Origin of the sequence: Pseudomonas sp. HD6422, assembly GCF_025377065.1 — a bacterium.
GTDB lineage: Bacteria > Pseudomonadota > Gammaproteobacteria > Pseudomonadales > Pseudomonadaceae > Aquipseudomonas > Aquipseudomonas putida_U.
Window position 1 is genome coordinate 53435 of the sequence record NZ_JAHWIW010000003.1, and the last position, 15231, is coordinate 68665.

At 56.6% G+C, this 15231-nt stretch carries 19 protein-coding genes; 1 reads left to right on the forward strand and 18 read right to left on the reverse strand.

The window, feature by feature from the left end:
- Positions 1 to 67: 67 nt before the first annotated feature.
- The 18 genes from KY379_RS02535 to KY379_RS02620 form a co-directional block, all read right to left on the reverse strand.
- A complete protein-coding gene (locus KY379_RS02535; protein ID WP_084851952.1) occupies positions 68 to 646 on the reverse strand; it encodes a TerD family protein in 579 nt (192 codons plus the stop codon).
- Between the two features lie 68 nt (positions 647 to 714).
- A complete protein-coding gene (locus KY379_RS02540; RefSeq protein WP_084851953.1) occupies positions 715 to 1290 on the reverse strand; it encodes a TerD family protein in 576 nt (191 codons plus the stop codon).
- A 31-nt stretch (positions 1291 to 1321) separates the two neighbouring features.
- Complete coding sequence (locus KY379_RS02545) at positions 1322 to 2356, reverse strand: TerC/Alx family metal homeostasis membrane protein (RefSeq protein ID WP_084851954.1); 1035 nt, start codon at positions 2354 to 2356, stop codon at positions 1322 to 1324.
- Between the two features lie 11 nt (positions 2357 to 2367).
- Positions 2368 to 2817: a tellurite resistance TerB family protein gene (locus KY379_RS02550; protein WP_084851956.1), complete on the reverse strand. Its 450-nt coding sequence runs from the start codon at positions 2815 to 2817 to the stop codon at positions 2368 to 2370.
- 47 nt (positions 2818 to 2864) lie between these two features.
- Positions 2865 to 4055: a TerD family protein gene (locus tag KY379_RS02555; RefSeq protein WP_084851958.1), complete on the reverse strand. Its 1191-nt coding sequence runs from the start codon at positions 4053 to 4055 to the stop codon at positions 2865 to 2867.
- A complete protein-coding gene (locus tag KY379_RS02560; protein ID WP_014753726.1) occupies positions 4052 to 4645 on the reverse strand; it encodes a TerD family protein in 594 nt (197 codons plus the stop codon). The genes KY379_RS02555 and KY379_RS02560 overlap by 4 nt, the downstream gene beginning before the upstream one ends.
- A gap of 2 nt (positions 4646 to 4647) precedes the next feature.
- The gene (locus KY379_RS02565) at positions 4648 to 5403 is read right to left on the reverse strand and encodes an HAD-IB family hydrolase (RefSeq protein WP_084858334.1); all 756 of its coding nucleotides are present in this window, start codon (positions 5401 to 5403) and stop codon (positions 4648 to 4650) included.
- Positions 5400 to 6347, reverse strand: a complete 948-nt coding sequence (locus KY379_RS02570) for an HpcH/HpaI aldolase/citrate lyase family protein (RefSeq protein WP_084851967.1) — start codon at positions 6345 to 6347, stop codon at positions 5400 to 5402. Before KY379_RS02570 ends, KY379_RS02565 begins: the two co-directional genes overlap by 4 nt.
- Complete coding sequence (locus KY379_RS02575; RefSeq protein WP_084851969.1) at positions 6347 to 7438, reverse strand: cysteine protease StiP domain-containing protein; 1092 nt, start codon at positions 7436 to 7438, stop codon at positions 6347 to 6349. The genes KY379_RS02570 and KY379_RS02575 overlap by 1 nt, the downstream gene beginning before the upstream one ends.
- Positions 7431 to 8189, reverse strand: coding sequence for a trehalose phosphatase (locus KY379_RS02580; RefSeq protein WP_084851971.1), 759 nt, complete (start codon positions 8187 to 8189; stop codon positions 7431 to 7433). Before KY379_RS02580 ends, KY379_RS02575 begins: the two co-directional genes overlap by 8 nt.
- Complete coding sequence (locus KY379_RS02585; protein WP_084851973.1) at positions 8179 to 9315, reverse strand: phosphoribosyltransferase domain-containing protein; 1137 nt, start codon at positions 9313 to 9315, stop codon at positions 8179 to 8181. The genes KY379_RS02580 and KY379_RS02585 overlap by 11 nt, the downstream gene beginning before the upstream one ends.
- 68 nt (positions 9316 to 9383) lie before the next feature.
- Entirely contained in the window at positions 9384 to 10523 is a 1140-nt protein-coding gene (locus KY379_RS02590; RefSeq protein ID WP_256819879.1) for a trypsin-like peptidase domain-containing protein, read from the reverse strand.
- A 73-nt stretch (positions 10524 to 10596) separates the two neighbouring features.
- A complete protein-coding gene (locus KY379_RS02595) occupies positions 10597 to 11598 on the reverse strand; it encodes an ATP-grasp domain-containing protein (protein WP_084851976.1) in 1002 nt (333 codons plus the stop codon).
- A gap of 249 nt (positions 11599 to 11847) precedes the next feature.
- Positions 11848 to 12075: a hypothetical protein gene (locus KY379_RS02600; RefSeq protein WP_084851978.1), complete on the reverse strand. Its 228-nt coding sequence runs from the start codon at positions 12073 to 12075 to the stop codon at positions 11848 to 11850.
- A 102-nt stretch (positions 12076 to 12177) separates the two neighbouring features.
- Entirely contained in the window at positions 12178 to 12480 is a 303-nt protein-coding gene (locus tag KY379_RS02605; RefSeq protein WP_139813931.1) for a hypothetical protein, read from the reverse strand.
- A gap of 72 nt (positions 12481 to 12552) precedes the next feature.
- Positions 12553 to 12876, reverse strand: coding sequence for a hypothetical protein (locus KY379_RS02610; protein ID WP_084851982.1), 324 nt, complete (start codon positions 12874 to 12876; stop codon positions 12553 to 12555).
- 405 nt (positions 12877 to 13281) lie between these two features.
- Entirely contained in the window at positions 13282 to 13575 is a 294-nt protein-coding gene (locus KY379_RS02615) for a hypothetical protein (protein WP_084851984.1), read from the reverse strand.
- A 168-nt stretch (positions 13576 to 13743) separates the two neighbouring features.
- The gene (locus KY379_RS02620) at positions 13744 to 14064 is read right to left on the reverse strand and encodes a hypothetical protein (protein ID WP_084851986.1); all 321 of its coding nucleotides are present in this window, start codon (positions 14062 to 14064) and stop codon (positions 13744 to 13746) included.
- Between the two features lie 364 nt (positions 14065 to 14428).
- Between KY379_RS02620 and KY379_RS02625 the strand changes: the two genes are divergently transcribed.
- Positions 14429 to 14794, forward strand: a complete 366-nt coding sequence (locus tag KY379_RS02625; protein WP_084851987.1) for a histone-like nucleoid-structuring protein, MvaT/MvaU family — start codon at positions 14429 to 14431, stop codon at positions 14792 to 14794.
- Positions 14795 to 15231 lie beyond the last annotated feature (437 nt).

A 15231-nucleotide genomic window follows, 5' to 3' on the forward strand; every position in this document is an offset into this window, starting at 1 on the left:
CAGGACGAACAACCTGACAAAAAAAAGCCCCTGCCAAATAAGCAGGGGCTTTTACTACCGACTCAAGTTAGCCGATGGCAACGCCATGGGCTTCAGCCAACGGCTTCAGGCCGCCAGCGAAACCTTGGCCGATCGCCTTGAACTTGAACTCGTCGTTGTGACGGTACAGCTCACCGAAGATCATCGCGGTTTCAGTCGAAGCATCTTCGCTCAGGTCGTAGCGCGCCAGCTCTTTACCGTCAGCCTTGTTGACGACGCGGATGTAGGCGTTGCCCACTTGGCCGAAGCTCTGCTTGCGGCTTTCGGCATCGTGGATGGTGACCGCGAAGACCAGCTTTTTGACATCTGCAGCCAGGCCGGTCAGCTTGACGTTGACCTGCTCGTCGTCGCCTTCACCCGCGCCGGAACGGTTGTCGCCCAGGTGCTCAACAGAACCGTCTTGCGAGGTCTTGTTGTTGTAGAAGATGAAGCTGGAGTCGTTCAGGACCTTGCCGTTTTCGCCGGTGATGAAGATCGAGGCATCGAGGTCGAACTCGGTGCCGTCAGTCACGCGAGGGTCCCAGCCCAAGCCTACGATTACTTCGGACAGGCCTGGTGCTTCTTTGGTCAGCGAGACGTTGGAGCCCTTGGACAGAGAGACAGCCATTGGATAATCCCTTTAAAAATAAGTGGTTTGCTCGTTAGCAGCTTGTGCTGCTAACGAGGGGGCAATTTTTAGAAGTTCATGCCATACGAGTTGGCGAGCGCCTTCAGACCGCCAGCGTAGCCCTGGCCAACGGCGCGGAATTTCCACTCGCCGTTGTTACGGTACAGCTCAGCGAAGATCATCGCGGTTTCGGTCGATGCGTCTTCAGCCAGGTCGTAACGAACAACCTCGGCACCGGTTACGTCGTTGGCGATACGGATGAACGAACCACCGACCTGACCGAAGTTCTGCTTGCGAGCATCGGCATCATGGATGGTAACGGTGAACGCGATCTTGTCGATGTCCGCTGGCACGCGGCTCAGGTCGACCTTCAGTACTTCGTCATCGCCGTCACCAGCGCCGGTACGGTTGTCGCCGGTGTGCTCGATCGAGCCGTCTTGGCTTTTCAGCTGGTTGTAGAAGATGAAGTCTGCTTCACCGCGAACCTTGCCATTGGCAGCCAGCAGGAATGCACTGGCGTCGAGGTCGAACTCGGTGCCATCGGTCGAACGCGGGTCCCAGCCCAGGCCGACGATGATCTTGGTCAGCGACGGGTCAGTTTTGGTCAGAGACAGGTTGCCGCCTTTCTGCAGGGTCAAAGCCATTTCTTAAACTCCTTGTTAGGGTACGAGTGATTCAGTTGGATTCTGCTTGAGTGTCTTCCTTTTCGGGGAAGATCACACTTGCAACGATGCCGATGACCAACACCACCATCACGATGAGGAGGCTGGTGTTAGGATCGATCTTGAAGCCATGGTGGAACATATGGTCTGTGGCGTTGAGGCCCAGTTTTACCGCGATGAAGAACAGCAGCGCAATGACAGCTTTCTCCAGGTGCACCAGGTAGCGCTTCAGGGCCTCGAGTACGAAGTACATGGTACGCAGGCCCAGAATGGCGAACAGCATAGCGGAGTACACGATCAGGGGCTCACGGCTTACTGCGATTACGGCCGGCACGGAGTCGAAGGCGAAAAGCACATCGGACACTTCGGCCACGACCAGGCACAGGAAAAGCGGCGTTGCAAACAGACCACCCTTTGCAGCCAGGCTCATGCCCTTGTTCTCAGGCTTGAGCAGCTCGCCTTCGAGAACCTTACGGCTGACGAAGAACTGATTGCCGTGCAGCTTTGGCCATACCGGGAACAGCTTCTTGGCGAATCGATAAGCGATGTGCTTGGAGTAGTCTTCCTCCTCCTCATCATCACCGCCGCTACGAAGCATCATGACGGCGGTCCAGGCCACGATCAGTGCGAATACGATTTCCACCCAAGGGCCGAACGCCAGAAGGCCGGTACCGATCGCAACAAAAATGCCGCGGAAGACGATAGCGCCGATGATGCCCCAGTAGAGCACGCGGTGGCGCAGGCCATCAGGCACTTTGAACCAAGCAAAGATGGCCATGAACACGAACAGGTTGTCGACGCTGAGAACCTTCTCAAGGGCATAGCCGGTGACGAACAGACTGGCGACTTCAGGGCCGTGCTGGACGTACAAGAACCCTGCAAACGCGAGGGATATTGCTATCCAGAAGACGGACCAGACGGACGCTTTTGCCAGCGAGACCGGCTTGTCGCCGCGATGTGTGACCATGTCGAGCAGCAGAGCGCCTACGGCGATGCCGACGAAAACCATCATGGTCAGCGGGGGGAAACCGATATGGGTAACTTCCACAGGTCAATACCTTAAAGTTCGAAATCAGCTGGGGACAGGCCCAGCTCCAGGCAGATCAGACGGCAAGCCGCCTTTTCCTTTTCATCAAAGTCACCATCGGATGCGCCGACAGAGCAGGTAACGCGAACGAGAAGACGTGCCGCCCCTTCGTTGTCTTTGATCCGGCCGATGACCTTCAACGCCTCGGCTTGACCGATCTGAGGGTCAAACTCGAATTTGCTCATCGCGTCGTTAAAGACCGCGAGAACGTCGGTCAGGCTGAACACCTTCAACTCGGGAGAGTTGTTGATGAAGCCGATCATCTTCTGCTTTTCTTCTGGACCTGCGCCGTTGCTGGCCACAGCTACCATGGCGCAACCGTTGGCAGTGGCTTCCATGAACTTGCGATTCTTATGCTTGCCGACCTCGGCAGTAAGAGTCTCGCGTGCTTGCGCACCTTTTGCTTTCAACCAACTGAGCATGTTCGTACCTCAAAAATGGCGGAGCCTTAGGCCCCGCCAGTGGTGGATTACTTGGACCCTGCGCTCCAGCGCATGCCCCAGCGGTAGGCCTTATCCATGGGCTCTTGGCTTCTATGGAAGTCAACCCTGCGAGACACCTTAACGGCGCCGTTGTCGTTTTCAAGGAGAGCGATGGCGCAACATCCTAGGTTCCCTCCCTCCTCGTTCAACCGCACTTCGATCTCTGGCTGGCCAGGGATGAAGATGGTCACCACACCATCAGTCTGTCCCCAGTTAGGAGCACCTTCGTAGATGAAGGCGTAAACCAGGATGCGCTTGATCTGGCTCCACTTCTTACCGTTGATGTGAATCCACTCGCCGCCGGATACGGAGCCAGTTCGGTCATCACCCATGAGTTGAATGTAGGGTTCGTCTTCAAGGTCGCCAAAAGCATTGCCCAACGCCTGAACCACGCCCTTGTGCCCGTCCTGCAACTCAAACAAGCAACCAACGTCGAGGTCGATAGACTTGCTACGACTGAAGAAGCCGCCAGACTTGCCTTGGTTCCAGTTCAGGTTCACGCGGATTTCACCGAACCCAGCAGCTGTCTTTTCCAGGCTGATCGAGGAGCGAGTCTTGTCGAGGGTTACCTTACTCAGGCTGATAGTCGACTTTGGCGCTGGGGCTGGGGTAGGCGAAGGAGCAGGTGCCGGCGCAGCACTTGGAGCTGGCGTCGGGGTCGGGGCCGGGGCCGGGGCCGCAATGTCGACACCAAAGTGGGTTGCCAGTGGTGCAAGGCCACCGGCAAAGCCTTGAGCGACACATCGGAATTTCCACGCACCCTGGCGACGGTAGAACTCGCCAAGAATGAGCGCGGTTTCCTTCATACCCGAAGTCGGGATCTGGGTCTCAATGCCGCCAGACACAGTGACCACAAGCATGGGTACACGGTCGAAGCTGGCTTTGTTCTCGTAGATGGTCGCCGTCAGCGCGACCTTTTCGATAGCTGCGTCCAGCCGGCTGAGGTCAACGGTGAACACGGCGCGGCCAGCAGCCGTATCAACCAGCTGCACCGACCCACCCAGTACACTGGGCTGGCCGTAGAAGCACATGTCATTGTCGCCACGGACCTTTCCAGTTGCGGTCAGGGCAAATGCAGACACATCAATGTCTGCACCTGGAATGGGCGAATAGCCCACCTCCACCCGCAGGCTCCCGGTCGCTACCGGTGCGTTACCACCAGGGACCAAGGTTGTCATGCGCGCACCGCCTGAACGGCCAGGTTCACCAAGTCGTCAGCAGTACGCCCATGGGTAGTCTTACCGATAGCTTTGAACTCCCAACCAGAAGCGCCGCGCGACAGGTTGGCCATGACCACGCCAGTGTGCTCACCCTGGTCACTGAGGTTGAAACGCGCCAACTCCTGTTTATTGCCGTCATTGACGATGCGGCAGTACGCATTTTGGATGCGAGAGAAGTTCTGCCCAGTGAAGCTGTTAGTCGTAAACACCAGGTGCTTGACCGATGCAGGAACGTTGCTCAGGTTTACGGTGATCGACTCATCATCACCCTCACCCTCACCAGTGCGGTTGTCACCAGAATGCTGGATCGAACCATCTTTGGATTTCAACTGGCGGAACCACACCAGGTCGACCGGCTTCAGGTCGCCATCCAGCATGATGCACGATGCGTCGAGGTCGATCTCTCCACCGCCACCACCGAAAATCTTGCCGAAAAGACCAGTAGCTTTCACAGGATCCCAACCCAGACCCAGGGTTACCTTGGACAGACCCGAGCCCGCGGTCTTCTCCAGAGAAATGGACTGATTCTTCGAAAGGGTAAGTGCCATCGTTACGCTCCTTGTTGGTCATCGTGCTGCTGGGTGCCAGAGGAGACACCCGTAACTGAATTTGTGGTCGCGTCCGACGAGTTCACACGCGCTCCAATTTTCTCAATCTTCATCCGGCCACGCTGCCAGCGCGGGTGAAAGTGCCGCCAGTGCGGCTCTTGCGCTGCAGCAAGTAGCTCTTGATCCCCGCGGGTGTCACCCCAAGCTCGTAGCTTGTACTGGGCCAACGGGCCATAAACAGCTTCCAGGCGAAGAACCTTTGCTTCGCAGCGGCAGTTACTCCCGCTAAGCGCGCCGGTGAGCTTGCCTTCAACTACTTCAAGCTCAGTCCCAATCAAGCTGATACCCAGCTCCTGAGCGAATGGCATGAGCACTATCCGCGGAGAAGCTGAACAGATTGTTACCAGGGCACCGCTTGCAACTTCGGCCGCGACGGATTGTACGCCGGCCGGCCGCATGAGCCGTACCCAAAACGCCCGCCTGAATTCCGCAGCCTTCCGCTTCACCCAAGCCTCCTCAACACCAGTCAGGAAGGTGGCGACAAGCACAGCTTTAAGCTCGTCGCGACTCATTCCCTTGCCGAGGTAGCGAATGCATGCAGGAAGCATGCGTATCACCCGTGCGGCGAACTTCCGCTTACCGAACGCAAACAGCAGGAATGGGACGAAACTGTCTCGCCGCGTCAGGGTGCCGTCGAAGTCAAAAACCGACAGGACCTGGCCGGAGGCCGGGCCAGCTTCAATCATTTCCTGGGTCATCGAACTGCCTCAGCCAGGCGAACTGGCTCCGCTATACCTGCTTCTGCGGGTTTCACTCCGTGCCATTTCACCCGTTCGATGATGTTGATGGCCCAGTTGTAGTGGGTCGCTGGTTCAACCATCGCATCGTTATGCTTGAAGACAGCGGGCGCAGAACCATCGACGATGAGCTTGGCGCAGTTGTAGTCCTCAAGAGGAACGCGGAAGCCGTCATGAATCTGCGCAATCTGAGTCGGGTGGATCGCTGTCTTACCAACCAGCCCATGGGCAATGTCCAGGTCCAGCTCCTCAGCGAGCAGCTGAGGTGTTGCGAGCTGCTCGAAGACAGGCGCGGTAAGAGCAAAACCTTGTGCCCCAAGGACCCCGCACAGCATTGGGATCACGTACCCCATTGGGGTCTGATACAAGGTCGTTGCCGGGTTTCGGCGCAACCCCAGGCAACTCATAAGATCATTTCCACCGATGCGCAACGCAAGGATTCGATCCCCCAGCTCTGCGCGAAGCGCGCAACCCAACTCGCCCATCGCCCCAGGGTTGTATACGTCGCTGGTTTCAAGCGTGGGCATCAACAGCAGGTCGGGGTTGGTAACTGCTCGGACCCACTCGCCCAATGTGGCAAGGGACAGTTTCGGCACTACGAACCCATGCGCTGCGGTGATTTCTGGCCACTCATTGAGTACAGCCGCCATCCTCGAATCACGCGGTCGAACGAAAACCAGTGGACTTCTTGGAGAGCGATTAACTCGAGGCCCGATAGCAGTCAGGATCGCGCGCAGCGACTGCAGAGCATGCTCAACATCGGTCGCGGCAACCGCGTCCTCTAGGCAGATAACGAGCGAGCGAAGACCAGGCTGCTTATCAGCGCAAATCACCTCGACGATATCGGCTCGAGTTGCAGGCATGTAGAGCGTCGCGCCCAGTGCCCACGGGGAGATGCGGTCCATTAGCTCACCTCCCGGATAATGGTAACGGCACGGTATGGCCCCAAGTCTTCACCAGCTTCCTGTACCTGGATGCCGGCACGGTCAGTCAGATGGATCAGCAGTTGGACATCTGCATCGCTGCGGTCCCGCACCAGTACCTGATCTGGGACACGGCGCAGCACAGCGCGAGTCGCTTCGGCGATACCGGGCTTGATGCGATTCAAATTGGTCACACCAAATCGGTCAGCAAGACGGCTGACGACACCAAGTGCATCGTTCTGCAGGTTCTTTGCCTCATCTGGTGTCCACGGCAGGGCCGGACTTACCTCGACGGCAGCTCGAGCTGCTTCGATCCGATCAATGAAAGCCCGGGTCACGTCGTGCTCTCGCAGGTGGTCGTATACGACGCAACCATGCAACCCGCCATCACTCGGCCAGATCGAACGGGAAACCAAACCGGAGACGGTCGCACCGAGAATACCGGATGGGATGATCCAGTCTTCAGCCGAGGCTGCCAGCCAGGCCCGTCCGCACGGATCTGCCAGTACGACCAGTCGGGGGTCTTCAGGGAAACGGCTGTCTCCTGCAAGGCTGCGCTTGATCTCCCCAGAGATTGCGCCTTTGCCCGTCCACCCATCGACGAAAACGATGTTCTCGGCGCCGTGCGCAGCGATGATAGATTCAAGCGCAACAGTGTCGATACCACGATCGCGGACGATGCTGATGCCGTAGTGATGTGCATCGCGGCCCAGGTCAATCAATGCACGGCGTAACAGAACCCCAAGCGGAAGCCCGGCGCGAACGAAGGACACGAGCGCAATTGTCGGACCCTGATAGCGTTCTTCCAAGGCCAGAGCCAGGGATTGAACGTCCGCCGCCATGCGCAGGCCGTTCTGAGTCATCGCTCGCTCGAACAACTGCATGTGAGTCTGTGACGGCGCATCTTCCTGGCTGATCATTTCCGAGTAGTGCTTTTGCTTGGACTGGATCAGCCGCTCCTTTTCCAGCACATCGGTCAGGCCGATGTTCACTGGCTGCAAAAGGAAATGAACATCCTCAGGCAAGTAGCTACCGCTACCAACAGTCATCGAGGTCAGGATCGGGTTAAGCATGGATGCTGCCCTCCACCAATGCGGCAAGCTGGCTCCGCGCCGGAGTCGACCAGAAATCGCAGAGGTTCATGTAGCCGAGATCGGTGATGCTGTCGCCGAAGCCGAGCACAGGGCGCTCCCCGTTCAACTCACGATCCTGCTTGAGGAAGTGCTCAACAGCGACGCGCTTGGACAGACCTGCAGGTAACAGGGCAAGGTTGTTGCCGTTGGAATGAGTGTGCATGCCTTCGATCAGGCCAGCTTCTCTCAGCTTGTTGCGCACCAGAATCAGGTCAGCGTCAGAACCGTTGTTGTGCTTGACCACAACGTAGTGACGCTGATCGGCCTCTTCCACAACCCAGCCACGAAGCGATACACCTTGCTCGTCCCCAATACGCAACGCCGTCTCACACAGCACGGGCAAGCGGTCCTGAAACGCCGAGAGAATTCCATTCATCACGCCATGCCAGTCCATATTGACGGAGCGGTCGGGATTAAGGATCAGGCCGCCATGGGAGCAAATAGCAGGGCCAGTGAAATCCAGACGAACACGGTTGAAGGCCTCTGCACTGCGCGCAGTAACGGGTACCACATCAGTCGTTGCCAGGAGCCACCCAAGGAACTGCTTCTGCATCTCGGTCTGGTAACCGCTCACTTCACCGTTAACGTCAAAGGACGCCGGATAGCGCGAAGTGCCCTCAGGCATTTTTCGAGCGGTTTGGAAGAGGGTGTCGTCCAGGTCGACCAGGGCCAGCGGGCGCTTATTTGCCATCGACGATCACCTCCGCGTTCAAAGCTTCAATCAACGCAGCCGGCACAGCCTGTGCGTCCGTCTCGCTGCAGATCAGCACTCGATCGAATTGCCCGGGTGCCACGTTGTAGAGGAAGTTAACGATGCCCAGACCGTAGTTGTCCGAGAAGTTCAGCGCGTGCCCAATCGAATGACCAAGTGCAATTGGCGAACGGGTAGTCGAGCTGAAATGCACATCGGCGCCAGCGCGTTCAAGGCGTTCAGCCAACAGGAAGGGCTTCCAAACGAACTCACCGGTACCGAGGACGATGACCCGCTCACCCGGCTGGACAGCGATGTTGAGCCCCAGGGTGTCTGCTACCCCACGGGTACCCAGTCGGCCCCAGTCGTTATCGGGGTTTACAGCCCAATCCCCCGCGGCCACAGTGCCGGTGTCCGGCATTTCAGGAAGCGGAGCTTCAGGATCTTCGGTGAAGCTGTAGGCGCCACTCAGCAGGGATACCTGTGCGGCCGCTTCGCCGATGCTGCTCGACACAGCGCCCGCAGACCAATCAGTCAGCACGCAGGTGACAACGCGCTCGATCTGGTTGAGCCCAGCGTCCACGAGGGCGCGGTGTAGATTGATGAACGTGCGACCGGTCGAGGCCTCATCATCAACGAGCACCAGCGACTTGGCGCTGCGCATCATTTCCGAGAGTTGAGGTTCGGACGGCTCATGAATCAAGTGTGCACTGGCATGGCTGTGCTCTTCTTCAAAACGAGCAAAGATCTGATCGCCTACCGGGTGGCGGGTGCTGACGATGTACATGGTGTCAGCCCGAGACTCGCTGAGGGCGCGATGAACGCCCGCCCCCAGGCCGACGGCTGTCTCTGCCATACCGATGACCAGTACAGGGCCTGGCAGGTCCGATGGGATTTGTGCAGCCAAGGCCTTGTAGGATTGCTGCATCACCGATGGCTTGACGGGAATGTGCTTACCCAGCACCCGAGAAACAAACAAAAATGCTCGTTTCGGATTGCGGCGCTCGGCAAAGCCAAAAAGCGACTCAGGCGAAATGGAAGCCTGATGCACATCAACTTCGAGAACGCCGCGCTTCAGCGTGGCGCTCAACTTTGTAGACGCTTGATTCACTAAACTATGCTCCATGTTGGAGTTCCGTGGACGATAGTAGTGAACCTAACGTGCGCACTTTTAATTTCAATGGCCTGCAGCATTTAATTTCGCGCTTCGATTTTCCAAAGCGACGGTTGAACACCCCTCGCTATATCGGCAGGTGTCTGCGCTGCATGAGAGTCATTGACTGTGATATGGATATGGCATGCTTCTAAGAAGGCACCGAGCAAATGGGACTTGACCGCAAAGTTCATGTTCTGCGCATCTGGCACGGTTGAAGTAACCATGCCGACCACACTCCCCCGCGAGTCGAACAGTGGACTACCACTCGACCCGGGCTGAATTGCCGCTGTGAACTGCAAGAGGCTCGAGTCGTTACGCAGTCCGAACAGGGCGGAGACGCCGCCCTGAGTGACATGCGCACCACCGCCAGCAAATCCCGACATTGGGAAGCCAATCGCTGTCACTGCGTCGCCCAGGGAGCAGCCGCCGGTTGCGGCGAACTGGACGGGCGTCAATGGCGCACCATCTACTCGGAGCAATGCAATGTCGTTTGAAGTGTCGACCATCACTGGCTCAGCTCGGTACCGACCATTGAAGGAACTGATCTCAATCGACGACATCCCCTCAATGACATGGGCGCAGGTCAGCAGCACGTTGCTGGACACAGCAAAGCCAGTGCCAGTGGCGGCCGTTTCACCGCCATTAGGGCGAGAGTCACGACTCCCAACCTCTGGATGGTCAGGGTTGGCTTCGTCAATCTCCACCCCGAGCCTGCGGCCAAACGCCGCCAGGCCATAGGCTGAGCCTTCTGCCATGGCCCGGAATTTCCATTGTCCACCGCGGGAATAGAACTCGCCCAATACCAATGCGCTCTCGCCAAACGCGCTGGTATCCAGGTCGTAGGAAATCGTTTGATCAACCTTGAGCTTGAGGTTGCCAAGAGAGCTAACCGGCCCGAGGTTGGAATATCTGTAGACGATCAGCAGAACGCGATCGCTGCCGACAGGCAGGCTCCCGAGCTGAAGCGAGCAGCCGACCTGCTCCCGACTGCCACTCCATTGCATCCAAGCGGGCTGCTCAATGTGAAAAAGCGCGGCAGCCCCCCTTGGGGATCGTTTGTCATCAACAGGGATCAGCGCGACAGCTGCGGTCGAGCCAAAAGCGTTCTGCTGCGAAGACTCCAGCGTCCACGATGCTTTTGGTGAAGAAAGTGCAACATTGGCGCCTGGCGTCAGCATGTCTCGCTCCCTGAGTAGACAGAAACTTTAATCTAGATTTGGTACACGTGGTACCAGAATGATGGCCATTCTATCACCCAGCCGGGGCCGTAACGGCAATAGTGATCGCCCGAATTCGCACCCCCTCCTTCCAAGAAATCTGTGGCTCTGGGAGGCCAAGCCGGCGCGCAGCGAAGATACCCGCAAGGTTGACACCAGCTTCACGGGTGTAGCCAACACCACCTGAATATCGTGGGTTGATCTCAAGAAGCCTTGGCATCCCATCGGCGCCATCGCGGGTCTGGACATTGATGATGCCGTCACAACCGAAATGCTGAGCCGCAGCGACAGCCAGGTCGGTTGCCGGCGTGTCTCGCTCGAAAGTTTGGTGCGCTCCGGCTTTCCGGCGACCGACATACGCCACTACCTTGCCGCCCTCACAAACCATGTCCACGGAGCACTCAGGCCCTGGGAGGTAAGGCATCACCAGCATCGGCTCACGAGCTGGCCCGGCTGAGTAGATTCGATGATAAGTCTCGAAGTCGACTTCTCGAGCATCTGGGTTCGCAAAGCAGCGGAATGGATCAACCCCGGCCTTGAACCGCCAGAATCCCTGTCCATAGATGCCAACAACCGGCTTGATACAAACCTCTGAAGTCGGACTCAAGGTTTCATAGGCAGCGCGTAGCTGGTCTGGGTTTTCAATCGTGATAGCGGGGATGCAAGCCAACCCAGCGCGTTCTGCCTCGGCTGTAAAATTGGCCTTGTCGTCAACCAGCTCAAAAGTGCGCTTGCTCATTCCGCCGGTAACAAGCGTGATGCCTGCGCGCTCAAAATCCGCACGACGGCTCTCATACGCGCCCCCAACGCGACCAGCTAAGACCACCTTAATCGAGTTCTCGATTGCAGTGCGGAGCACCCAGTCAATGCGCTCTTCGCGGTCTTCAGGCTCCTTAAAGCTGCCGTGAGCCAAACCGGTGATCTCCGGTCGGTCACCCCCATGGGATGCGAATACGCGCACACCGGCTGGGAGTGCCTCCAAGGCGCCCAGAATGATGTCGCGCTGAGAAGCCTGACCCTGTAGAAACCAGATCATTAAAACCACCTTGATTTAGTGCAATTGAATTTGGATCTAGGATCCGGACCTTGGGCGAGATGGTAACGGTTGAGCCGGCGGCTTCAAGCGGGGCGACATTATGATCTGCCTCCCTGAAAAAGGCTGCTGGCCGAGCGACAAACGCACCACGCAAATTGTTGCGATTTATGAATGGGTTTGATGCCGAGAATCCAGGGTGCACTACCGTCAGGAAGGTGACTAAGTGTGCCCCTGGCCATGAATGTTCTCTCAATAACCTTGTTTGTTTTTACTCACGTTTGCGGAACCTGGAGGAGGCGGCGCGTTGACTTCGTCAAGCATTTCTATGAGGCGGTCGTACTCTTCCTGGGTGATCGCTCCTGATTCCAATGCCTTCCTAGCCTGAAGTCGGATCACGTCCTTCGATAGTGTTGTCCAGCCGTTTTTCCTGGCTCTGAGGATTTCCCCAGCCAGTCTTTTAAATTCGGATGTGCCCATTGTGACTTCCTTCAGTATGAATGATCGACATCCAGACGCTTCTGCGAATGGGTCTTGCGCCGGTTGTGGCTCCTCTATACGCCAATGAGGTTAGAACCACTATCAGTCGTCTTCAGATCGGCGAAAGCCTGTTATTTGGTCATCAAACAGACCAGGCTTATCAAGGTCCTCGAACTCTTCGAACAGGTCCTTTTGCCTGCGCGGTGGCGTTTTCTTGACGGAATATTGCGGATTGAAGTGCAGGATCATCGGAATTGTTGACCCGATTAGTAGCACGAAACTGATTGCAGAAATCCAGCCGCCGTGAGCGTGGTGCGCGTAGACAGCAACCAAGGTCGCAATCACTGCAAGCAATACGGTGACTATGCCTTTGCAGAGAGAAGCTATCGATCGATTTGAAGTCATTTAACCTCGCAGCAGGAAAAAAGCCCCCTGCAGGATCAATTGCAGGAGGCTTTGGATACCCAGGGATACGGGTCAGTTATGAAATACCAGGTCGGTTTCGTCAACCTGCTGAGCCACCTTGTTCAGCTCCGCAGCCTGGACTTGTGGGTACACCTGGCGAGTCTGGTTAAGGCGGTGCATTTTTGCCGCGCTCAACACGTCCTGCTCTGTGACGATTTCTGGATCATTTTTGTTGTTTTTGCGCTCATTGGCCGTGAGTTGCACCGCCAATGCTTGTGGGTCTACGCCCTTGGCCAGCGAACCGGCGATACGTGCGCAGGCGATACCTGTGCGGTCAGCTTGATCATGGGTGACAAATTCATAGGCGTCTCGGCCTTTGTCGAGGATGTTGGACATGCGTGGCCCCCAGAGGCTGATGGATTGCGGTTCCAGAATAGCGACTGAACGATCTGCCGACCAGCAGCGGGAACTCGCAACGCTTTTACCTTTACTCAGGTCTGAATGGGCCCCTGGATTTCCTCTCAGTCAGGCAGCGCTACTGGGGTGATCCTTGATAGCAGACGACGTTGCTCAATGATGCTGAGGTATCCTTGACTCTCGATGGTTTCAGAGGCCTCTGATGCCGTCTCCGGGCTTGAAAGCAAAAAACGGGTGGTCAGTTCATAAGCTGTCGGTTGTAGGAATGGGTACCCAGAGCCATAGAACAACCAAACCACGCAAAGGAAAGCCCACCCTAAAGATGCGCTAACGATTACCGCATCGATTCCAGGCTTTCGAATACACAGTCCCATAGGAATTTTCCTACGCTGCGGGGCGCTCTGGTCGCAGCACACATTTGCCCTCATCGAAGTGAGCAATGAGAGCGCCGCTTTCATCGAAATACTTCACCTTCCAAGTTGGGTGGCAGTTGTGGTTGCGCTTACCGTGCTTGAGCTGGTTGGTGAACCGCACATCCAAGTTAGCACTGGCGTTCATGCCTTGGATGGTGCCCGAATCACCATCGACCTCAACCATCATGCCCAAGCGAGCGAATTCGATGCCTCGGCAGCGAATCATGTCCTCTTGAAACCGTTGGGCCTTGCTAGATACTGCCATGTGATGACTCCTTAGATTAGGTGGGCCCAATGCGTCCGCAGACTGGGGGCCGGGGCTGGGCGGGCTGATGGTGCAGCGGATTAGGGCCGGGCCTTGGGTGAAATTGGTGCGTTTCCCCATCCCTTCGATCTGGGCCGGGCTCTTTCACCCGTGCCATGAAAATTTCGATTACAAGCCGTCCAAGGCTTCCTTCAGACCATCACCCTGTAGCTTGTTCCAATCGACTCCGACCGACTTTGGCTCATCCCCTGGATACCGGCACACGAGAAGCCCACCCTTGAACTCATGGCAATCGGCACCCTGTTTGCCGGCTTCCTTGACCACGTGCGCTGCCTTTTCGCTTGACAAGCCTTCGTACCGCACCCATTTGGAGGGCGTCGACTGTTCAAGCGGGACGTCCATGACTTCCACTGGTATCGAAATGGTTTCAGCTTGGGCAGTACCGCACAGGACAAGGCAAAAGGTGGCAAGCACACTCAAATAGTTCATTAGGTCTCCATTGGTAAGCGTGAAGATGAAGGACTGCTGGATAGCTAAGGATAACGGCTGATGTGAGTAGTGAACACGGGCAGTACACAATACCTTTGTGCGGACCCTCTAAATTCCCCCGCAGGCCGCGTACCCGAACGCTGCGTAATGCTTTGCACCTCAACTACACCATTGGCTTTAGCATTACCGAGTGGCGTTGCTTGTGAGGCGGGCAATGTGATTTGTTTCAAACAGACAAACGAGTTCCGTTTTGCTGCATCCATTGCTACCCTAGCTGGCGAAATCCCACGCGCTCAGTCCCCGGTCCAATTCAAGGGGCCTTTGGTAACGTACTGAGCGCGTCTAATACATGCCTGGAGTCCCCATGAGCCTGATCAACGAATACCGTTCTACTGAAGAATCCATCCGAGAGCTCGAAGCTCGACTGGCATCGCTCAAAGACGACCCAAAGTTGAAGTCTGAGCTGGAATTTGAAACAAAACTGAAAGACCTCCTGGCCACCTACAGCAAAAACCTGAAAGACGTCATCTCGCTGCTTGACCCAGCCAGCGTCAGCCACAAATTCCCGAAAACCGGGGCTAAGGGTGTTCGCAAGCCACGCGAAGTCAAGATCTACAAGCATCCAGATTCGGGCGAAATTGTTGAGACCAAGGGTGGCAACCAACGAACCCTGAAACAATGGAAAGACCAGTATGGCGCCGACACCGTTGAAGGCTGGCGTCAGCAGTAACGCCGCCGCAGCATGAAGAAAAGCCACCGTAAGGTGGCTTTTTTGTGACCTATCAAAATGCATGGGAACGATGTCCCAAGCAGCTACAAGCAGTAGGACGGCCTACACTCCGAAGGGACCGGAGCTTTCTATTTCGAAGCAGATTTCCGCGAGACCTTATCTGCCCATGCAAAGAGTGCCATCTCAACGTCTGCAACGCGCCACCCAGTTGACGTAGTGCCTGGTAGGAGCGCGCAGCTTGGACGCTTTATACCTGCCGTTTCAAGCTGAGCGCATAAGTCCGTACACAAAGCTTGGAATGCGACGTAACCATCGATCCTTGAGCTGTCATACTCGTGAATATTGGGTAGCAAGTCATTCTGTTGCAGGGCCTGGCGAATCCGACTATCCAAACTCGCGTGGATTTCGGGCTTGAGAAATCTGAGTAGCTTCGACGC

Bases quoted from the DNA above. Each gene is read 5' to 3' on its own strand.
- KY379_RS02620 (WP_084851986.1), bottom strand. From the start codon at position 14,064: ATGAACTATTTGAGTGTGCTTGCCACCTTTTGCCTTGTCCTGTGCGGT.
- KY379_RS02560 (WP_014753726.1), bottom strand. From the start codon at position 4,645: ATGGCACTTACCCTTTCGAAGAATCAGTCCATTTCTCTGGAGAAGACC.
- KY379_RS02535 (WP_084851952.1), bottom strand. From the start codon at position 646: ATGGCTGTCTCTCTGTCCAAGGGCTCCAACGTCTCGCTGACCAAAGAA.
- KY379_RS02585 (WP_084851973.1), bottom strand. From the start codon at position 9,315: ATGGAGCATAGTTTAGTGAATCAAGCGTCTACAAAGTTGAGCGCCACG.
- KY379_RS02550 (WP_084851956.1), bottom strand. From the start codon at position 2,817: ATGCTCAGTTGGTTGAAAGCAAAAGGTGCGCAAGCACGCGAGACTCTT.
- KY379_RS02555 (WP_084851958.1), bottom strand. From the start codon at position 4,055: ATGACAACCTTGGTCCCTGGTGGTAACGCACCGGTAGCGACCGGGAGC.
- KY379_RS02605 (WP_139813931.1), bottom strand. From the start codon at position 12,480: ATGACTTCAAATCGATCGATAGCTTCTCTCTGCAAAGGCATAGTCACC.
- KY379_RS02570 (WP_084851967.1), bottom strand. From the start codon at position 6,347: ATGGACCGCATCTCCCCGTGGGCACTGGGCGCGACGCTCTACATGCCT.
- KY379_RS02595 (WP_084851976.1), bottom strand. From the start codon at position 11,598: ATGATCTGGTTTCTACAGGGTCAGGCTTCTCAGCGCGACATCATTCTG.
- KY379_RS02590 (WP_256819879.1), bottom strand. From the start codon at position 10,523: ATGCTGACGCCAGGCGCCAATGTTGCACTTTCTTCACCAAAAGCATCG.
- KY379_RS02580 (WP_084851971.1), bottom strand. From the start codon at position 8,189: ATGGCAAATAAGCGCCCGCTGGCCCTGGTCGACCTGGACGACACCCTC.
- KY379_RS02615 (WP_084851984.1), bottom strand. From the start codon at position 13,575: ATGGCAGTATCTAGCAAGGCCCAACGGTTTCAAGAGGACATGATTCGC.
- KY379_RS02575 (WP_084851969.1), bottom strand. From the start codon at position 7,438: ATGCTTAACCCGATCCTGACCTCGATGACTGTTGGTAGCGGTAGCTAC.
- KY379_RS02625 (WP_084851987.1), top strand. From the start codon at position 14,429: ATGAGCCTGATCAACGAATACCGTTCTACTGAAGAATCCATCCGAGAG.
- KY379_RS02600 (WP_084851978.1), bottom strand. From the start codon at position 12,075: ATGGGCACATCCGAATTTAAAAGACTGGCTGGGGAAATCCTCAGAGCC.
- KY379_RS02565 (WP_084858334.1), bottom strand. From the start codon at position 5,403: ATGACCCAGGAAATGATTGAAGCTGGCCCGGCCTCCGGCCAGGTCCTG.
- KY379_RS02540 (WP_084851953.1), bottom strand. From the start codon at position 1,290: ATGGCTTTGACCCTGCAGAAAGGCGGCAACCTGTCTCTGACCAAAACT.
- KY379_RS02610 (WP_084851982.1), bottom strand. From the start codon at position 12,876: ATGTCCAACATCCTCGACAAAGGCCGAGACGCCTATGAATTTGTCACC.